Annotated in this window: 13 protein-coding genes; 1 reads left to right on the plus strand and 12 read right to left on the minus strand. The window is 74.5% G+C overall.

Going from position 1 to position 18738, the window contains the following annotated elements; all coding sequences use genetic code 11:
* Positions 1 to 102 precede the first annotated feature (102 nt).
* The 4 genes from ACERUJ_RS18595 to ACERUJ_RS18610 all read right to left on the minus strand — a co-directional run bounded on the left by ACERUJ_RS18595 (position 103) and on the right by ACERUJ_RS18610 (position 3385).
* The gene (locus tag ACERUJ_RS18595; RefSeq protein ID WP_370250421.1) at positions 103 to 267 is read right to left on the minus strand and encodes a hypothetical protein; all 165 of its coding nucleotides are present in this window, start codon (positions 265 to 267) and stop codon (positions 103 to 105) included.
* A 71-nt stretch (positions 268 to 338) separates the two neighbouring features.
* A complete protein-coding gene (locus tag ACERUJ_RS18600; protein ID WP_370250422.1) occupies positions 339 to 689 on the minus strand; it encodes a WhiB family transcriptional regulator in 351 nt (116 codons plus the stop codon).
* A gap of 172 nt (positions 690 to 861) precedes the next feature.
* Positions 862 to 1149: a hypothetical protein gene (locus tag ACERUJ_RS18605; RefSeq protein ID WP_370250423.1), complete on the minus strand. Its 288-nt coding sequence runs from the start codon at positions 1147 to 1149 to the stop codon at positions 862 to 864.
* Between the two features lie 196 nt (positions 1150 to 1345).
* Positions 1346 to 3385, minus strand: coding sequence for an ATP-dependent DNA helicase UvrD2 (locus ACERUJ_RS18610; protein ID WP_370250424.1), 2040 nt, complete (start codon positions 3383 to 3385; stop codon positions 1346 to 1348).
* Positions 3386 to 3596: 211 nt separating this feature from the next.
* Here ACERUJ_RS18610 and ACERUJ_RS18615 point away from each other — a divergent pair, with 211 nt between their 5' ends.
* Positions 3597 to 3848, plus strand: a complete 252-nt coding sequence (locus ACERUJ_RS18615) for a mycoredoxin (RefSeq protein ID WP_370250425.1) — start codon at positions 3597 to 3599, stop codon at positions 3846 to 3848.
* A gap of 32 nt (positions 3849 to 3880) precedes the next feature.
* Here the strand turns inward: ACERUJ_RS18615 and nudC are convergent, their stop codons facing one another.
* The 8 genes from nudC to moeZ form a co-directional block, all read right to left on the minus strand.
* Positions 3881 to 4813, minus strand: coding sequence for an NAD(+) diphosphatase (nudC, locus tag ACERUJ_RS18620; protein WP_370250426.1), 933 nt, complete (start codon positions 4811 to 4813; stop codon positions 3881 to 3883).
* A gap of 10 nt (positions 4814 to 4823) precedes the next feature.
* Positions 4824 to 5801, minus strand: coding sequence for a lipid kinase (locus ACERUJ_RS18625; RefSeq protein ID WP_370250427.1), 978 nt, complete (start codon positions 5799 to 5801; stop codon positions 4824 to 4826).
* Between the two features lie 5 nt (positions 5802 to 5806).
* A complete protein-coding gene (locus ACERUJ_RS18630) occupies positions 5807 to 9193 on the minus strand; it encodes a UvrD-helicase domain-containing protein (RefSeq protein ID WP_370250428.1) in 3387 nt (1128 codons plus the stop codon).
* The gene (locus tag ACERUJ_RS18635) at positions 9190 to 12612 is read right to left on the minus strand and encodes an ATP-dependent helicase (RefSeq protein WP_370250429.1); all 3423 of its coding nucleotides are present in this window, start codon (positions 12610 to 12612) and stop codon (positions 9190 to 9192) included. Before ACERUJ_RS18635 ends, ACERUJ_RS18630 begins: the two co-directional genes overlap by 4 nt.
* A 134-nt stretch (positions 12613 to 12746) precedes the next feature.
* The gene (locus ACERUJ_RS18640; RefSeq protein WP_370250430.1) at positions 12747 to 16019 is read right to left on the minus strand and encodes a M14 family zinc carboxypeptidase; all 3273 of its coding nucleotides are present in this window, start codon (positions 16017 to 16019) and stop codon (positions 12747 to 12749) included.
* Between the two features lie 143 nt (positions 16020 to 16162).
* Positions 16163 to 16858, minus strand: coding sequence for a lysophospholipid acyltransferase family protein (locus ACERUJ_RS18645; protein WP_370250432.1), 696 nt, complete (start codon positions 16856 to 16858; stop codon positions 16163 to 16165).
* 45 nt (positions 16859 to 16903) lie between these two features.
* A complete protein-coding gene (locus ACERUJ_RS18650; protein ID WP_370250433.1) occupies positions 16904 to 17230 on the minus strand; it encodes an MGMT family protein in 327 nt (108 codons plus the stop codon).
* Positions 17231 to 17340: 110 nt separating this feature from the next.
* Positions 17341 to 18549 carry an adenylyltransferase/sulfurtransferase MoeZ gene (moeZ, locus tag ACERUJ_RS18655; protein ID WP_370250434.1) on the minus strand — a complete coding sequence of 403 codons (1209 nt, stop codon included), beginning with the start codon at positions 18547 to 18549 and terminating at the stop codon, positions 17341 to 17343.
* Positions 18550 to 18738: the final 189 nt, after the last annotated feature.

An 18738-nucleotide genomic window follows, 5' to 3' on the forward strand; every position in this document is an offset into this window, starting at 1 on the left:
GGGGGCGGCGCGGACGTGGGGCGGCCCCGCCCCCTGCTCACCCGCGATCTGGGTGGTCCGGAGGTGACGGCTCCGGGTCCTACTGGTGATCCGTCGTCGGGATCACAGAGCGCGAGCGAGGGCGAGACGGGCCTGCTGCGCTGCGCGCTCGGCCTTGCGGCTCAAGCGCCGTGCACGGACCAGCTGGTGGCCCCTGCGCAACTCCTGCGCCTCTCCCAGGCGCGCGGCCGCCTGGGCGCGCGCGAGGTCCTCGTGGAGGGAATACATGGTGGTGCTCCGATCAGGTCGGGAGGTGGTGTGGTCGGTGGGGCCGTGGCGGCCCGGGAGGAACGAGGTCGTCATGCGGCGACCTCGTTCTTGCGCGGACGGCCCCGGGGCCGCTTGCGCGGGATGACGACGCCCTGCAGGAACAGCTCGCCGCCCCAGACGCCCCAGGGCTCACGCCGGTCGAGGGCTCCGCCGAGGCAGAGCTCACGGACCGGGCAGTCCAGGCACAGGGCCTTGGCGAACTCGACGTCGCTGGGCGACTCGGCGAACCACAGGTCGGGGTCGTTGACCCGGCACGGCAGCAGGGCCTCGTCCACGCCGGCGGCGCGGTCGTGGAGCAGACCCAGGCTGGGTCCGGTCGGGCCGGGGGTCGGCACGTCGATGATCCGGGCGTCACACGGGGTGAGGACGCTGGCGGTCATGGGTGTCACCTCCATCGGTGAGGTTGATCGCGGGTGGATGGTCAGGTCGGGCACGTGCATGGGTGGTGGTGTCCTGCCTGTGTGGTGCGGTGAGAGGTGCTGCGGGAAACACAAAGGCCGCGGATCCCGGGTGTCGGGTTCCGCGGCCTGGAGGCTGCCTGCTCGGTGTCGGTTACCGAGGAGGCGGACTCCAGGTCGAGTCACCCGGGATGGTGGCCACGAAGCCCACGTGTCCCTGGGCAGCGGCAGCCGTGCGGTCGCGACCGATCACGAGATCGGTGCCGCGGCCGGTGGTGGCGGTGGCGACGACGCGGGAGGCGCCATCGACGAGGAAGCCGGTGCCGGACATGGCCGTGCGGGCGCGCCAAGCGGCGGCCGGGGCGGCGAGGGCAGGCGTGAACGCGGACATGAGCGGGGTCGTGGCCGGGCTCATGAACGGGGTCATGGTCGAGTTCTCCATCGGTGTCACCTCCTTCAGTGCTTCTGGCGCCGGGGTCGTCAGGCCCGTGATGCGCGTGGTCGTTGCCGTGGGCAGCACGTTACCCACCCCGCGCGCAGGCGAGCAAATGATTTATTGCGAGTTTCTGGTCGAATCTTTTCCGGCGTCCCGGATCCGGTGCCGCAAGGTCATCGGCGGGCCGCGTCAGACCGGCAGGTCAGGCCAACAGCGCGAGGACGTCGTCGCCGAAGCGCGCGAGCTTCTCCGGACCGATCCCGCTGATGGCCAGCAGGTCGCGCGGGGTGCGGGGCCGGCGGGTGGCGATGGCCTCGAGCGTGGCGTTGGAGAAGATCAGGAACGGGGCGATCTCCTCCTCCTGGGCCCGCTCGTTGCGCCAACTGCGCAGCTGCTCGTAGAGCTCCTCGTCGTAGGGCGCCGGGCAGTCCGCGCAGCGGCGCGCCTCCCCCCGCTTGAGCGGCTTGCCGCACTCCGCGCAGGTGCGGGCCCCCTTGCGCGACGGCGCCGCCGGGCCGGGCCGGGCGGAGTCGGGCAGGAGCGGCACGAGGAACCGCGAGGGCTGTCGGCGCCCGGCCTGGCCGGGGTTGCGGGCGGCCGCCCAGGAGATGAGCAGCTCCTCGCGGGCCCGCGTGATCCCGACGTAGAGCAGGCGCCGCTCCTCCTCGATCTGGGCCTCGGTCTGGGCGTAGGTGATCGGCATCGTGCCGTCGTGCAGCCCGACGAGGAACACCACGTCCCACTCCAGACCCTTGGCGGCGTGGAAGGTGGAGAGCGTGACGCCGTCGGCCACCGGCGCGTGCTGCTCGGAGGCACGACGCTCGAGGTCGGCGACGAAGGCGGTGAGACCCTCCTGCTCGGCGGGGCGGTGGGTGGCGGCGAAGTCGTCGGCCTGGTCGACCAGCGCCTGCCAGGACTCCCATCGGTCGCGGGCCTGACCGCGGGACTGCGGCGGCTCGGCGTTCCACCCCATGCCGGCGAGGGTGTCGCGCACCAGGCTCTGCCAGGGATCGCCGTCGGCCGGGGTCGCCCCGGCCCGCGCGGATCCGCGCAGCCGGGTGACGGCCTCGCGCACCTCGGGACGCTCGAAGAACCGGGCGGCACCGCGCACCACGTACGGGATGCCGGCGTCGCTGAGGGCGTCCTCGTAGGCCTCGGACTGGGCGTTGATGCGGAACAGCACGGCCATCTGGCCCAGTGGCCGGCCGGCGTCGCGCAGCGCGGTGATGCGGGAGGCGACGCTGCGGGCCTCCTCGATCTCGTCGCTCTGCCCGCGGTAGGCGACCGCACTGCCCGGGCCGCGCTGGGCGGTGAGCTGCACGCTGCGGCTCGCGCTGCCCTGCAGCAGGGCGTTGGCCGCAGCCACGATCTGCGGGGTCGAGCGGTAGTTGCGCACCAGCTCGACCGAGGTGGTGCCGGGGTAGCGGGAGCCGAACTCCCGCAGGTAGGAGGCGTCGGCGCCGGCGAAGGAGTAGATGGTCTGGGCGGGGTCGCCCACCACGCAGAGGTCGTCGCGGCCCCCGAGCCACAGGTCGAGCAACGCCGACTGCAGCGGGGAGACGTCCTGGAACTCGTCCACGACGAACCACTTGTACTGCCGACGCACCTGCGCCGCGACGCGCTCGTCCTCGGCCAGCAGACCGGCGGTGAGCAGCAGGACGTCCTCCATGTCCATGCGGCCCTGCTCGCGCTTGACGTCCTCGTACTCGGCCAGCACGCGGCCGACGACCTCGGGCGCCACGCCGCTCACCGCACGCTGGCGCTGCGCGGCGACGGCGGCGTACTGCGCGGGCGCGACGTTGGACACCTTGGCCCACTCGATCTCGGCGGCGAGGTCGCGCAGGGTGGTCTGCTCGGTGCCCAGGCGCAACCGGCTGGCGGCCCGGCCGACCAGCGGGATCTTGGACTCCATCAGCACGGGCAGCTCGGTGCCGTGCACGTGGGGCCAGAAGTAGCGCAGCTGCCGCAGGGCCGCGGAGTGGAAGGTGCGCGCCTGGACCGTGGGGGCGCCGAGCTGCCGCAACCGCTGGCGCATCTCCCCCGCCGCCCGGGTGGTGAAGGTGACCGCGAGCACCTCGGTGGGCGCGTAGACGCCGGTCTGCACGCCGTGGGCGATGCGGTGCGTGATCGCGCGCGTCTTGCCGGTGCCCGCACCGGCCAGCACCCGCACCGGACCGCGCAACGCCTCGGCGACGAGGCGTTGCTCGGGGTCGAGGGCGTCGAGCAGGCGCGAGGCGGGCACGGGTCTCCACATCGGATCGGGGCGGGGCGGGCGTTGTCCGGGTGCGACCTTAGACCGGGGCGCCGACAACCTGCGGCCCGCCGTCCACCGACGTCACAGGCCGGACCGGAATGTCCCCGACCTGCCGGGCGTTGGCATGATCGGGAGCCGGATCAGGCTCCCCCGAGCCCTGCTCGTCCCACCCGCCCGAGACCTGCGAAGGTGACTGCTGATGTCCAGCGCTGCGTTCACGATGTACTCCACCCCCTGGTGCGGCTACTGCCACCGGCTCAAGAGCCAGCTCGACCGCGAGGGCATCGTGTTCGAGATCGTCGACATCGAGCAGGAGCCCGCGGCCGCGCAGATCGTGGAGAAGGTCAACAACGGCAACCAGACCGTCCCGACGCTGGTGTACTCCGACGGCACCGCGATGACCAACCCCTCCCTGGCCCAGGTCAAGGAGAAGCTGGCCTCGCTGGCCTGACCCGGTCCGGCCCGCGTCCGGCCCGGCGGGTCTCACCACTCGCCGGGCAGGTCGCCGCCGTACCAGTGCTCGATGAGCGAGCGGCTGATCGAGACCGGGCCCGGCAGCCGCACCTCGCCCGACGCCGCCTGGGCGGCGAGCTCGGCGCGCGTGAACCAGCGCGCCTCGGCCAGCTCGGCGACGTCGACCTCGATCTCGGAGCTGGTCGCGCGCGCGAGGAAGCCGAGCATGAGGCTGGCCGGCAGCGGCCAGGGCTGGTTGCCGTAGTAGACGACCTCCCCGACCGCGATGCCGGACTCCTCGGCGACCTCGCGGCGCACGGCGTCCTCGAGGGTCTCCCCCGGCTCGCAGAACCCCGCGAGGGTGGAGAACCGGCCCTCGGGCCACTGGGGTGAGCGGCCGAGCAGGCAGCGCTCCTCGGCGCTGCCGGGCTCGCCGGCGGCCACGAGCATGATCACCGCCGGGTCGGTGCGCGGGAACTGCGGGCGGGCGCACCCGGTGCACCGCAGCTCGTGCCCGGCGGCGGCCGACTCCAACGACGCCCCGCAGCGCGGGCAGTGCCGCGTGGCCCAGTGCCACTCCGCGATCCCCAGGGCGTGGAAGACCAGCGGGGTGTCGGGCAGCTCACCGCCGGCCAGCGCCGGCAGCAGCCCGCGCAACGGCAGCCACGCCCCCTTCTCCGCGGCCGCGAGGGCCGGGTCGGCCAGGACCGCCCAGTAGGTGCCCTCCGGCCGCTCGCCGAGCAGCACCCGCCGGCCCGGCGGGGCCTGGTCCGACCCCACCCAGGGCAGCGCCCCGGCCTCGGGACGCACCAGCGTGCCGGAGACCACCAGGACCCGCGCCCGCGGCGAGGCCCAGGCCTGCTCCAACCACGCATCGTCGGTGCGCCGGTGGCCGACCCGGTCGTGCGGACCGACGGCCATCCGCAGGTGCGGCGGGAGGGAGGACGACGCGGGGCTGCTCACCCGCCCGAGGCTACGACGTGGCGCCCGGCGGGCGGTCACCCCACCCGTGCGGGGCGGGACCGTCGAGCACCGCGGCGTCGCTGTCGGCGGGCAGCACGACGTGCACGGCGTTGCGCTCCTGGGAGAACAGGGCCGGGGTGGTGGCGGCGATCTCGCCGTCGAGGTTGATCGGCAGCGACGGATCGGTGACCACCCGCACCTGCCGGGTGCGCAGGTGGTGCACCCGCTCGTGCTCGACGAACCGGCCACTGCGCAGCAGTCCGGCGATCGACACATGGTCGCGCCACCGGCCCCGCTCGATGGCGTAGACGTCGAGCACGCGGTCGTCGATCGAGGCGTCGGGGGCGACGGTGTTGCCGCCGCCGTAGTGGCGACCGTTGCCGACCGCGACCTGCATCAGGTCCTGGACCTCCAGGGTCGGGTGGTCGCCGTCGGGGAACTCCAGGCGCGCGGCGAACGGGACGTGGGCGCGGTAGGCCCGCGCCGTCGCCACGGGGTAGGCCAGGGGCCCGAGCACCTTCTTGGACCGGGCGCTGAGCCGTTCGGTGACCGCCACCGAGAGCCCGATGCTCGCGACGTTGAGGTAGGGCCGGCCGTCCACGCGTCCCAGGTCGATGTCGACCACGCGGCCGGTGGTCAGCACGCGCACCGCGGCCTCGAGGTCGCTCGGGATCCGCAGCGTGCGGGCGAGGTCGTTGGCGGTGCCGAGCGGCAGCACGCCCAGCACGGTGTCGGTGCCCGCGACCAGGCCCGCCGCGGCGCTCATCGTGCCGTCGCCGCCGCCGACCACGAGCACCTCGGGGCGGGCCGCCAGGGCCGCGGCCAGGACCTCCTCCAGTCGCTCGCCGGGGCGCACCGGGTGCACCTCCACCCCGGCGAATCCGGCCTCGCGCAACCGCACGGCGGCCCGGGTGAGCGCCGCCGCGCCGCGGCGCGAGCCGGTGTTGACCACGAGGGCGACCCGGGCGTCGAGGGGGACGGCGACCATGGCCCCTACGCTAACGGGCCGTCCTCGGCGCGGCCGAGCAGCAGGTCGGTGAGCCCGGGGCGGTCCGGCAGGTCCGGCGGCTCCACCAGGGCGTCGTCGCGCACGTAGTAGAAGCCCGCGCGCACCCTCTCGGGCGGGACACCCTGGAGCTCGGCCCACGCGACCCGGTACACCGCGAGCTGGAGCGGGTCGGCGTCCTGCCGGGTGCTGGTCTTCCAGTCCACCAGCAGGTATCCGCCGTCGGCCTCGCGGTAGACGGCGTCGATGCGGCCCCGCACGACCTGGCCCGCGATCACGAGGGCGAAGGCGGCCTCGACCGCGTGCGGCACCCGGTCGGCGAACATCCCGCGCTCGAAGCGGGCGATGAGGTCGACGAGCTCCTGCTCGTCGGCGATCTCGGCCACCTCGGCGTCGCCGCGGCCGTCGAGGGCGTCGGTGTCGAGCAGGGCCGGCTGGGCGAAGCGGGACTCCAGCCAGGCGTGGAACCGGGTGCCGAAGCGGGCCGACGGCGCGGGTGGGCGCGGCATCGGTCGCGCGATCTCGCGGGCCAGCGCCTCGGGCTCCTCGCGCCAGCGCCGCAGCGCGGTGACCGAGAGGTTGGTGGGCAGGGGCACCTCCACGACACCGCCGCGATCGCGCTGCACCTCGCGCAGGAGCCGCTCGATCTCGGTGTCCCACTCGGCCGCGCGCGCGAGCATCATCATGTCGAGCTCGGCATCGGTGTCGGGCGCCGCTCCGGCGTCGAGGGCGTCGCCGGCCGCCGCCACCAGCGCCGCACCCTCCCGACGCCGGACGAGCTCGGGATTGCGCGGGGTGACCGGCCAGGGCACCTCGGTGTCGAGGTCGGCCAGCGGGTGGGGGGCGCCGCGTGGCGGCTCGTCGGTCCACACCGCGACCGCCTCGCCCCACGACTGCACGAGGTCGCGCAGGGTCAGCTGGTACTCCGAGGGCCCCAGCGGGGTCGCCCGGCGCGCGCTCCAGCAGTAGGAGGAGACCACCAGGCGCCGGGCGGGGCGCGTGACGGCGACGTAGGCCAGCCGCAGCTCCTCCTCCGCCTCGTGGGCCTTGGTGGCGGCGCGGTAGGCGTCCAGGGCCGCCTTGTCGTGCCCGCGCAGCTGGGGCAGGTCGGCGGCATCGCCGCGCAGCGGGGCCGGCATGACGTCGGCACGGGTGGTCCACAGCGAGCGGGAGCGGTTGCTCGGGAACCGTGTGCGACACACGCCCACGCAGAAGACCTGGGCCCACTCCAGCCCCTTGGCGCGATGGACGGTGAGCAGCTTGACGGAGTCGGCCTCGCTCGGGGTGGCGACGTCGAGGCCGTTGCCCTGCTCGTCCTCGGCGGTGAGCCAGGCCAGCAGCGCGGCGAGGCTGACCTCGCCGTCGACGGCCTGGAAGTCGGCCACCGCCTTGACGAACAGGTCGAGGTTCTCGCGCCGACTCGACGCGGCAGGGCTGGTGGAGGAGGCGAGCTCGACGTCGACGCCGCTGGCGTCCATGATGCGGCGCACCAGGTCGAGCAGGGGCTCCCCCACGTGACGACGCAGGTAGCGCAGCTCCTCGGCGAGCAGCCCGAAGCGCACCCGTGCCTGCGGGGAGTAGTCGGCCTCGCCCGGGTCGGCGAGCGCGTCGTCGAGCGCGGCGACCTCGGCAGGGTCGATGCCGTCGGCGAGGGCGCGCAACTGCTCCGCGATCCCGAGTGCCGCGGCGGCGGTGTCGCGGCCGGGCCCCTGCCCGGCCAGCTCGCGGGCCCGCTGGCCGAGCAGGCGCAGGTCGCGCGGTCCGATCGCCCAGCGCGGACCGGTGAGCAGGGTGAGCAGGGCGGGGTTCGCCGTGACGTCGTGCAGCAGCTGGAGGGTCGCGACGACCTCGGCGACCTCGGGCAGGCGCAGCAGGCCGGACAGTCCCACGATCTCGACCGGCACCCCGGCGGTGGTGAGGGCGTCGAAGACCTCCGCGGCATGGGAGTTGTCACGGGTCAGCACCGCCATGTCGGCCCACCGGCCGCCCTTCTCCCCGGTGTGGCGGGCGTGGAGGTCGGCGGCGAGCGCCGCGAGCTCCTGGGGCGCGGTCTCGTGGACCGCGACCTCCACCTCGCCCGGGGCGGCGCCCGGGGCCGCCTCGAGCGGCGCGACCTGGTCGTAGCGGTCGTAGAGCGGGGCGGCGAGGGTGTTGGCGGCCTCGAGGATGCGTCGGTCGGAGCGGCGCGAGACCGTGAGGTGGAACAGGCCGGTCGGGACGGGGCCGGCGGGTCCGACCGGGCCGGGGAAGCCGTCGGCGAAGTTGACGATGTTGCTCACCGAGGCGCCCCGCCAGCCGTAGATCGCCTGGTTCGGATCGCCCACGGCCGTGACGGCGTGTCCGCGGCCGTCGCCCTCGGGGCCGGAGAAGAGCCGGGAGAGCATCAGCGCCTGGGCGACGGAGGTGTCCTGGTACTCGTCGAGCAGCACGACCTTGAAGCGTGCGCGCTCGCTGCGCCCGACCTCGGGCTGCTCGCTGGCCAGCCGGGCCCCCAGGGCGATCTGGTCGGAGAAGTCCATGAGCCCGAGCTCGCGCTTGAGCCGGCGGTAGCCCTCGACGAGGTCGAGCAGCTCACTGCGCGCGTCGATCACGCTGATCGCCCGCTGCACCTCGCGCAGGTGGGTGACCCGGTTCTTGCCGGCGCCCTCCTCGAGCAGCGCCCGGGCGAAGGCAGGACGCTGCTCGGCGTCGAAGGCCCGCACCCGGTCGGGGGTCACCAGGTGCTCGGCCAAGGTGCCGTCGAGGGCGAGGAGGTACTGGATGACCGTGGCCGGGTGGTCGCTGAGCAGCTCCACGGGCGCGGTGTGCCGGTCGACCGCGCGGGCGCCGAGCTGGTAGCGCGCGGCGTCCGTGATCACCCGGGTGTCGGGCTCGTGGCCGATGCGCAGGCCGTGCTCGGTGAGCAGCTGCGCGGCGTAGGCGTTGTAGGTCAGGACGGTGGGCTCCAGCCGCTCCTCCACGTCGTCGGGTCCGGCGTCGGGTCCGGCGTCGGGCGTGCGGCGGGTCGAGGTCGTGGTCGGGTCGTCGAGCGCCCCGGCGGCCACGAGCGAGTCGCGGATGCGACGGCGCAGCTCGCTGGCCGCCTTGGTGGTGAAGGTGAGACCGAGCACCTCCTCGGGACGCACCTGACCGGTGAGCACGAGGTAGACGACCCGGGCCGCCATGAGCGTGGTCTTGCCGGACCCGGCGCCGGCGATCACCACCGCGGGCTCCAGCGGCGCGGACACCGCCGCCCACTGCTGGTCGCTGAGCGGGTAGTCGGCGCGCATCGCCGCCTGCAGCTCGGCCGGGGTGCGCAGCGCCCGCACCGGTCGGTCGGTGGCCTCCGGCACCGCGGGGTCCACCCCGGACGGCGGGGTGTCGAGGGAGGTCACGGTCCGGTCACCGCCCCCACCGACATCGCCGGGCACAGCGCGGTGAACGGACAGGTGCGGCAGTGGTCGCCCGGACGCGCCGGCAGCTGCTCGCGGCGCAGCAGGCCCGCCGCCGCCCGGATCTGCTCCTCCAACTGACGACGCCGGGGATCGTCGGCACCGGTCGCGCTCTGGCGCTGCACCACGGCGTCGGCGGCGTCGTCGCGCAGGCCGAGCTGCACCAGCTCCGCACCCCCGCTCACCCCACCGTCCGCGACCCCGGGGACGCCGGGGACGTCGGCGAACGCACCGGTGTCGGCCGCGAGCTGGTAGAAGCCGAGCTGCTGGTGGCTCTCGACCGCCTTGTCGGAGGGCTTCTCGCGGCCGGTCTTGAGGTCGACCACGACCAGGCGTCCCCCCGCGTCGAGCTCGACCCGGTCGGCGACGCCGGTGAGCAGCACCGTGACCGGGGCGTCGGGCTGCTCGGGGTCGGGCAGGCGCAGGGTCGTGCGGAAGGGCTGTTCGACGGCGACCAGCGTCCGGGTGGCCCGGTGGTGCCAGCGCAGGAACCGCGCCAGGGCCCGGCGGGTGCGCTCGTACTCGCGGTCCTTGGCCCAGGGGGTGCGGAACTCCATCCGGTCCCACACCTCGTCGACGTGCACGAGCAGTGCCTCGACGTCCTCGGCGTCGGCGTCGAGCGCCCCGGAGGCCACCCGCTCGGCCAGGGCGTGCACCAGCTGACCGAGGTTGGCGGCCTGGTGGTGGCGGGCCTCTCCCCCGGCCTCCCGGCTGAAGAACCACCGGGCGGGGCAGGTGGTGAGTCCGTCCAAGGAGCTCGCCGACAGCGGGATCGGGGCCTCGGCGGGCCGCAGCGGCACGCTCGCCCGGGTGCGGTCGCGCAGGCCCCACCAGGTGCCGGGGTCGGCGGCCGCGAACGGACGACGGTCGCCGACCTCGACGCGCGCCAGCAGCGCGAGCCGGTGCGCGGCCGCACGGCGCAGCTCGGACGGCGCCTCGGGGTCGGTGACGGTGCGGCGCAGGTCGGCGACCAACCCGGCGACCGAGAGCGGGCGCTGCGGACGCCCCACCCGGTGGTCGACGGGCAGGCCGAGCTCGTCGAGGAACCGCGAGGGCTGCTCGCCGTCGTCGTCGGGTGAGGCCACGGCGGTGACCAGCAGCCGCTCCCGGGCGCGGGTGCAGGCGACGTAGAACAGCCGCCGCTCCTCGACGAGCAGCTCGCGCACGGTCGTGGGCGGCACCAGCCCGTCGGGACCGAGCCGGTCGGCCTGGAGCAGCGTGGCGCGGCGCCGCAGGTCGGGCCAGGCGTCGGCCTGCACGTGGGCGACGACCACCAGCCGCCACTCCAACCCCTTGGAACGGTGGGCGGTGAGCAGCCGCACGCCGACGCCGCGGGTGCCGCGTTCGGCGAGGCTGTCGGCCGGGATCTGCTGGGCCGCGAGGTTGGCGAGCAGGTGGGGCACGCTCACGTGCACGCGCTGCTCCTCCGCACGGGCCACGGCGTCGAAGAGCGCCACCACGGCGTCGAGGTCGCGGTGGGCCCGGCGGGCCGCCGGTCCTCCGGACTCCGCGGCCCGCCGCAGCCGCTCGGGCCACGGCGTGCCGGACCACAGCGTCCAGAGCACCTGCTCGCCCGACGCGCCTGCGTCGAGGTCGGCCCGGGCGCGCTGCAGCAGGTCGTGCAGCGCGAGCGCACGGACCAGCTCACGCGGACCCTCCGCGATCCGGTCGCGCGCGGTCCCGGAGGCGGCGGCCTCCGGCGGCAGGTCCTCCCGCAGGTCCTCCGGCGGGGCGACCGCGGCCCCGAGCAGCTCGCGCAGCACCCCCGGGTGCAGGACCGCGTCCCGCACCAGGACCCGGGAGGGGGCGAGCAGCGGGGTCTCCACGCGCTCGGCCCCCTCGGGTCCCTCCGGAGTCTCTGGGGCCTCCGGACCGGGAGGCACCGCGGCGGCGCCGCGTTCCTTGGCCCGTTGGCGCACCCGGCGGGCCAGGCGACGCAGATCGCCGGCGTCGAGGCCGCCCAGCGGGGAGAGCAGCAGCTGCTCGACACGACCGGGGTCGAGGTGGTCGGGGTGCTCGGGATCGTCGTTGTCGAGGTTGACCACGGCCCGCAGCGCCTCGAGCAGGGGCAGCACGGCGGGGTCGCGCACCAGGGGCAGCTCGTCGGCGGCCACCTCCACCGGCACGCCGGCCGCGACCAGGGCGCGTCGCAGCGGCGGGAGGGTGCTGCGCCCCGAGCGCACCAGCACCGCCATCTCCGACCAGTCCAGGCCGTCCTCGAGGTGGGCCCGACGCAGGACGTCGGCCAGGTGCTCGGCCTCGGCGCGTTCGGTGTCGAAGGTGAGGACCTGCGCGCGCCCCGGTACCGCCGCCTGCGCGACGGGGTCGAGGAACGCCGCGCGGGCCGCGGGCGGGATCGAGCCCGGCAGGCCGATCCGGCCGGCGATGCGCTGGGAGGCGGCCAGCAGGCGCGGACCGAAGCGTCGGGTGGTGCGCAGCGCGATGACCGGGGCCGGCGCGCCGCTGCGCTCGGGGAACTGCCGGGGGAAGTCGAGGATGCCGCGGACCTCCGCACCCCGGAAGGCGTAGATCGACTGGTGGGGATCGCCCACCACCACCAGGTTGCCGCCGTCGCCGGCCAGGTGGCGCAGCAGCGCGATCTGGCCGGGGTCGGTGTCCTGGTACTCGTCGACGAAGACGTAGCGGTAGCGGGCGCGCAGCTCGGCACGGTGGTCGGCGGCCTCGATCGCGGCGCGCCGGATCAGGTCGGGGTAGTCGGTGGCGCCCAGGGAGTCGAGGGTGTCGAGGTACTGCTCCAGGAACAGCCCTGCGGCGCGGAGCTCGGGCTGGTCCTCGCGCTCGGCCAGGGCGATCAGCTCATCGCCGTCCAGGCCCTTCTCGCGGGCCCGGGAGAGCACGGCGTTGACCTCGCGGGCGAAGCCGCGGGTGCCCAGCGCCCGCCGCAGCCCCTCGGGCCAGCGCACGGACTCCGGGTGGTCGGTGAGCAGCTCGCGCAGCACGACGTCCTGCTCCGGGGCGGAGAGCAGGCGCAACGGCGCCGCGTAGATCTCGGCCGGGGCGTACTGGCGCACCAGGCCGTAGGCGAAGGAGTGGAAGGTGGCCGACAACCCGCTGCCCAGGGTGCGCCCGACGCGGGCGGTGACGCGGTCGCGCAGCTGCTCGGCCGCCTTGCGGGAGAACGTGAGCGCCAGCACGGAGTCGGGGGTGACGCCCGGCTGCTCGAGCCGGTCGGCGATGGCCTCGACCAGCGTAGTGGTCTTGCCCGTGCCGGGCCCGGCCAGCACCAGCAGCGGGCCGTCACGGTGCTCCACGACCGCCCGCTGGTGCTCGTCGAGCACCGGCGCGGCCACGGTGGGGGGCGGCGGCGCGAGGCGGTAGGTCGGGGCGGTCACGCTCCGCATTCGATCACGGGCCACCGACACTCCCGGGCGGGCCCGTCGACGCCGGGCCACCCCCGGCGGCGGTCGGAGCCGTCCGGCCCGGTGGTACCGGACCGGACGGCTCCCCGGGTCAGCGGGTCACGGGATCTCCGGGGTCACCGGATCCGGACCACGACGACGTCGGACCGCGTCCCGTCGCTGACGGCGTTGGCGGCGACGACCGCCCGCAGCCGGTGCCCGCCGGGCGCCAGCTTGAGCGCGACCCGCCGGGTGGTGGTGGACCCCACCAGCGTGATCGTGCGCACGACCTGCCCGCGGTCGAGCAGGCGGACCGTCCGGGGCCGTTCGGTGAGCGCATCCACGTCCACCGTCAGCACCACCGTGCGGCCGAACTGCTTGGTCAGGGCGAGCGTCGCGCCGGACGACGCCTTGCGCACCGTGACGGCCACCGGCGCGGAGGCGGCGGGCAGCACCGAGGCGTCGTCGGGGACGAACGTCGCGGTGTAGGTGCCCGCGCCCGGCAGCAGGTCGCCGGTGAGGGTGACCGCACCGTCCACGAGGTCGCCGCGGGCGACCTCCTCGTCGGCGGCGTCGACGATCACGACCTCGCCGGCCGCGGTGGCGTCCTGGGGCAGGTCGACGGTGACCTCGAACGGCACGGTGGCGGGGTAGGTGACCTCCGCAGGAGCCGACAGGGCGACGGTGGCCTGCGACGGACCGGCGACGCCGGTACCCTCCGGCGCCGCCCAGAACAGGGCCCGGGCCGCCTGGGTGGCGCCGGCCTTGACGTGGGTGCGGTAGAAGACCGACGTGCCGAACACGAAGGCCCGCGCCCCGGAGGCCGCCTCGGCGGAGACCACCGCGGGCTTGCCCGCGGCGTCCTCGGGACCGTTGGACACCGGCTGTCCCTGCGACGTGCCCCGGCGCCAGTGGCCGGCCAGCAGCGGGTCGGCACCGTAGGACTGCTCGACCGTGACGCCCTCGCCCAGGCCGGTGAACCACACCGCCGGGTAGACGAAGGAGGTGTCGAGCCCGAACGGCGCGAGGACACCGCCCGCGGTGGTGTCGACGTCGACGATCCCGTTGCCGGAGCCGTTGCCGCTGACCGCCGTGCCGCTGAGCAGGCCGTAGGTGCTGGCCACCGTGAACGCGCTGGCCCCGCGACCCACGATCGAGCGACCGGAGTCGACGAACGCCTGCAGCGCGGCGCGGCCGGGGGTGCCGGCGTTGAAGGACAGGTTGGCCCCCAGCCACAGCACGTCGGCGTCGGCGAGCCCACCACTGGTGTCACCGGCCGTGATCGCGGCGGTGATCGTGGTGGTGGAGACGCTGACCAGGTCGTCGAAGCCCAGCTCGGTGAGCGAGAGCCGGTCGTCCTGGCTGCCGGTGTAGGCGATCGTGAGGTCCTGCAGGCCCCGCGTGTCGGGATCGGCGAGGGCGGCGATCTGCTCCTCGCTCGCCGTGCCGATGCTGACGCCGATCTCCTCCACGACGTCGGCCACCGCGCCGCGGCTGCTCGGAGGCATCACGACGACGCCGTCCTCCAGGAGCGAGGCGGGCACGCCGTCCTCGAGCAGGGCGTTGAGGGCGCGGACGTCGTCGAGGCCGGCGAGCTCGAGCGTGGGATAGCCCGAGGTGGGCACCTCGGTGGGTCGCTCGACCCCCGTGACGGGCACGGTCGGACCGATCGGCTCGTCGGTGGTGCTGCCGACCTTGGCGACCGTCGCCCCCCACAGGTAGGAGTAGCTCCACGCCGAGATGTCGTACATCGTCGGCACCTTCGCCGAGATGTCGTCGCCGAGGTCGAGCAGGGAGTTGGCCAGACCGCGCAGCGGCTGGTGGAGGTCGACGACGTGGCTGCCGGCCGGGTAGGTGACCCCGCCCACGGTGGCCGGCGCGGTGAGGCGACCGACCTCGATGTTGTGGAACAGCAGCTGCTCCACCAGCCGGGCGGCGTCGGACTCCGAGCGCTGGCCGTCCCCGACCGGGATCACATAGGCGCGCGGGAGGTTCACCGGCTCCTGGTCGTCGGCGACGTCCCACAGCGGCTTCCACTGCGCGGGGCCGGGCACCGCGGCGATCGTGGCGCCGGTGAGCGAGGCCTTGGGCTCGCCCGCGACGCCGCGTCGGAACACCTCGATCTGGTTCTGCACCATCGCCCGCGCCTTCGCGGGGTTGGTGAGGTAGTCGATCATCGAGGTGTAGGTCTGCAGCGCCACCGCCTTGTTGACCGCCGCCCGCTCGGGGGTCATCCGCCCGCCGGGCGCGGTGCGCGAGAGCGGCAGCTCGACCGTCGAGCTCGCGGCACCGAAGAAGGCGGCGTACTGCGCGGTGAAGATCGGCGGGAAGTCGTCCCAGCCGCTGGGGGTGTCGCGGTACGGGATCTTGATGTGCGCGGTGTCGGGGCCGGTGTTGGTGGCCGAGACGGTGCCGGTGGTGGTGTTGAAGTAGGTGTTGCCCGGGATGGCCGCGGCCACGACGTCGGCCTCGACGTCGAGGGCGAGCTCGTAGTTGTAGGGCAGGTAGAGGTCGTACTCGTAGTTGCTGCCGTGCGGCGGCCCGGTGGGCTCGACCTGCAGCACGCCGGTGTAGCCGTGGAAGTCGGCGCTGTAGATCGGCTGCAGCGCCTGGGCGGTGCGCACGAACGACCGGGTCTCGGGCGTGGTGTTGGTGATCAGGTCGCGGTTCGGGTCCAGCCCCAGCGCGGTGGCGCGGGTGGCGGCGGTGCGACCGTCGGGGTTGAGCGAGAGGGAGAAGTAGAGCCGGTTGTTGCGCAGGATCGAGCCCACCTGCGACAACGGCGCGTGCACGAGCCGGTCGATGGTGTCCATCGCGGCGTCGGTGCCCTCCCACTCGTTGCCGTGGATGTTGTTGGAGAACCAGATCGGCGTCTTGTACTGCGCCAGCAGGGCGGTGTCGGCCGCGGCGGCGGCCGGGTCGAGGCGGATCTTCTCCCGCCACGCCGTCTGCTGCGCGGTCTCCTCCTCGGTCTCGGGAGCGGTGACCGTGACGAGGTAGAGGTCGCGCCCGCCGGTGGACTGGCCCACGACCTGCACCGAGATGCGGTCGCTCTCGGCCATCCACTCGGTGAGCAGCGGCGCGAGGTCGGGGTGGGTCAGCAGGTTGGGGGTCTCGGCGGCGTCGTCGGGGTTGTCGCGGTAGAAGCGCAGCCGCGGCTGGGAGGGGTAGGACGTCGGCATCACGAGGGGGTCCCCGGACACGGCGGCCGCAGCCGCCCGACGGATCACCTCCGCCCGGGGGACGGAGGGGGCGGTGGCCGTGGTCGCCGCTCCGCGGCCACGGGATCGGTCGGTCTCCTCACCGACGGGGTCGGCCACGGCGACGGCGGTGCCCCCGAGGGGCACGCTGAGCGCGGTGGAGAGCAGGACGGTGCCGGACCAGCCGGCGATGGCGCGAAGCGATCTCATGCGGTCTCGATTCGATGTCGTTCCCGAGCGTCAGATTGTCTGACAAGTTCGACAATTTCTCGACAAGATCCGTCCCGTCCAGACCTGATCCGATCGGTCTCACCCAGCGGGACGCGATTCCGCAGATTCGTCGGTGACCGACGTCACTCCTCGTCGATCCGGCGCTCGTTGTAGGACCCCGCCGCAGGCTGTCCGCTCAACCGGCCGATCTGCGCCATGATCTCGTCGGTGAGCAGCCGGCGGGCACGGCCGCTCGGCACGCCGTCGAAACGGTCACCGGGGTGGATCGGGGCACCGAAGGACACCTGCACGCGCACGATTCGCGGCAGGCGCGCCCCCACCGGCTGCAACCGCTCGGTGCCGACCAGACCGACCGGGACCACCGGCACCCCGGCGGTGAGCGCCAGGTGCGCGACGCCGGTGCGGCCGCGGTAGAGCCGTCCGTCGCGGGACCGCGTGCCCTCCGGGTAGAGGCCGAAGGCCTCCCCGCGCCCGAGCACCTCCAGGGCGGTGTCGAGGCTCGCCAGCGCCGCGCGGGCGTCGTCACGGTCGACCGGCAGCATGCCGAGCCCGCTGAACCAGGCCCGGGAGACGGCCCCGCGCAGGCCCGTGCCGTCGAAGTAGTCGGACTTGGCGAGGAAGACCACCTTGCGGGGCACCACGACCGGGATGACGACCGAGTCGGCGAAGCTGAGGTGGTTGCTGGCCAGGATCACCGGGCCGGTGCGGGGCACGTGGTGCAGTCCGCGCACCTCCGGGCGCCACAGCGCCCGGGCGAGCGGCGGCACGGTCGCGTGCAGCGAGCGGTAGAGCAGGTCGGCGGGGGGTGCGGGCCTCACACGGTGAGTCTGCTGGTTACCGGTGGGTCCGCCGATCCGGCGGCCTCAGGGCTCCCAGCCGGCCGCCCGCAGGTCGACCGCGGGCCGCGCGGTGCCGGGCCGCAGCGGCGTCCCCTCCGCGGCGTAGGCCGCGACGGCGCGATCGCGCAGGTACGCCGGCAGGGTGCCGTCCGCACGCACGACCCGCCACCAGGTGACGGCGGCGCCGTGCAGCGACATGATCCGCCCGACCTGGCGCGGCCCGGTGCCCACCGCGGCCGCGAGCGTGCCGAAGGTCGTGGCCCGCCCGGCCGGGACCCGCTCCACCAGCGACAGCACGGCCTCCACGAGGTCCTCGGCGGCCATCTCGGGCGTGTCCTCGGTCGGCGGCACCACCCCAGCATCCCCGACCGCGGCGCGCCGCGGACCCTCCGCCCGGTGCCCCGGACGCGCCGCGGCCCCGCCGGGAGGATCCCGACGGGGCCGCGGAGGAGCCGCGTGGCTCAGTAGCTGGGCTGGCTGGGGTCGATCTGGTTGACCCACGCCACCACGCCGCCGCCGACGTGGACGGCGTCGTCGTAGCCGGCGCCCTGCACGATCGCCAGCACCTCGGCCGAGCGCACGCCCGACTTGCAGTGCAGCACCACCTGGGTGCCGGAGTCGATCGAGGGCAGCTGCTCCAGCGCCGACCCGTTGAGGAAGTCGCCCTTGGGCATGAGCACCGCACCCGGGATCTTGTTGATCTCGTACTCGTTGGGCTCGCGGACGTCGATGAGCACGAAGTCGCGGGTGCCCTCCTCGCGCTCCTTGAGCATGCCCTCCAGCTGGGTGACCGAGATCGTCGAGCCGGCGGCGGCGTCAGCGGCCTCCTCGGAGATGGCGCCGCAGAAGGTCTCGTAGTCGATCAGCCCGGTGACGGTGGGGTTCTCACCGCACAGCGCGCAGTTCGGGTCCTTGCGCACCTTCAGCTTGCGCCACTCCAGCTCGAGGGCGTCGTAGATGACCAGCTTGCCGATGGCGGGGTCGCCCGCGCCGGTGAGCAGCTTGATGGCCTCGTTGACCTGGATCGAGCCGATGGAGGCGCACAGCACCCCGAGCACGCCGCCCTCGGCGCAGCTGGGCACCATGCCCGGCGGCGGGGGCTCGGGGTAGAGGCAGCGGTAGCACGGAGCGCCCTCCACCAGCGTGGGGGCGAAGACCGAGGCCTGGCCGTCGAATCGGTAGATCGAGCCCCAGACGTAGGGGATGCCGAGGAAGTAGGCGGCGTCGTTGACCATGTAGCGGGTCGCGAAGTTGTCGGTGCCGTCGACGATGAGGTCGTAGCCCTCGAAGATCCGCATGACGTTGTCGTTGTCGAGCCGCTCGGCGTGGACGACGACGTTCACCAGCGGGTTGGCCTCGGCGATCGACTCGGCGGCCGAGACCGCCTTGGGGCGACCGACGTCGGACTGGCCGTGGATGATCTGGCGCTGCAGGTTGGACTCGTCGACCTCGTCGAACTCGGCGATGCCGAGCGTGCCGACACCGGCGGCGGCCAGGTAGAGCAGCGCGGGGCTGCCGAGGCCGCCCGCGCCGATGACCAGGACCTTGGCGTTCTTCAGCCGCTTCTGCCCGGTCATCCCGACGTCGGGGATGATCAGGTGGCGGCTGTAGCGCCGCACCTCGTCGACGCTCAGCTCGGCGGCCGGCTCGACCAGCGCGGGAAGGCTCACGGTGTCTCTCCTCAGGGATCGGACCCGGACGGGGGTCGGGGCGTCGCGGCGCCCGGTCCGTCGGGGGGTTCATCCCGCTCAACGCCGGGGGCGCGACGGAATGTTCCCGCCCATCCTCCCCCACCGGCCCGGGTCGCCGCCGCGGCGCGCCGACCTGCGGGACGGGACGCTGCACCGCGAACACAACTC

Origin of the sequence: Nocardioides sp., from assembly GCF_964228225.1 — a bacterium.
Taxonomy (GTDB): Bacteria; Actinomycetota; Actinomycetes; order Propionibacteriales; family Nocardioidaceae; genus Nocardioides.

What these genes read in the sequence shown, in the direction of transcription:
- ACERUJ_RS18595 (WP_370250421.1), bottom strand. Translation starts at nt 267, where the DNA reads ATGTATTCCCTCCACGAGGACCTCGCGCGCGCCCAGGCGGCCGCGCGC.
- ACERUJ_RS18600 (WP_370250422.1), bottom strand. Translation starts at nt 689, where the DNA reads ATGACCGCCAGCGTCCTCACCCCGTGTGACGCCCGGATCATCGACGTG.
- ACERUJ_RS18605 (WP_370250423.1), bottom strand. Translation starts at nt 1,149, where the DNA reads ATGGAGAACTCGACCATGACCCCGTTCATGAGCCCGGCCACGACCCCG.
- ACERUJ_RS18615 (WP_370250425.1), top strand. Translation starts at nt 3,597, where the DNA reads ATGTCCAGCGCTGCGTTCACGATGTACTCCACCCCCTGGTGCGGCTAC.
- ACERUJ_RS18625 (WP_370250427.1), bottom strand. Translation starts at nt 5,801, where the DNA reads ATGGTCGCCGTCCCCCTCGACGCCCGGGTCGCCCTCGTGGTCAACACC.
- ACERUJ_RS18635 (WP_370250429.1), bottom strand. Translation starts at nt 12,612, where the DNA reads ATGCGGAGCGTGACCGCCCCGACCTACCGCCTCGCGCCGCCGCCCCCC.
- ACERUJ_RS18640 (WP_370250430.1), bottom strand. Translation starts at nt 16,019, where the DNA reads ATGAGATCGCTTCGCGCCATCGCCGGCTGGTCCGGCACCGTCCTGCTC.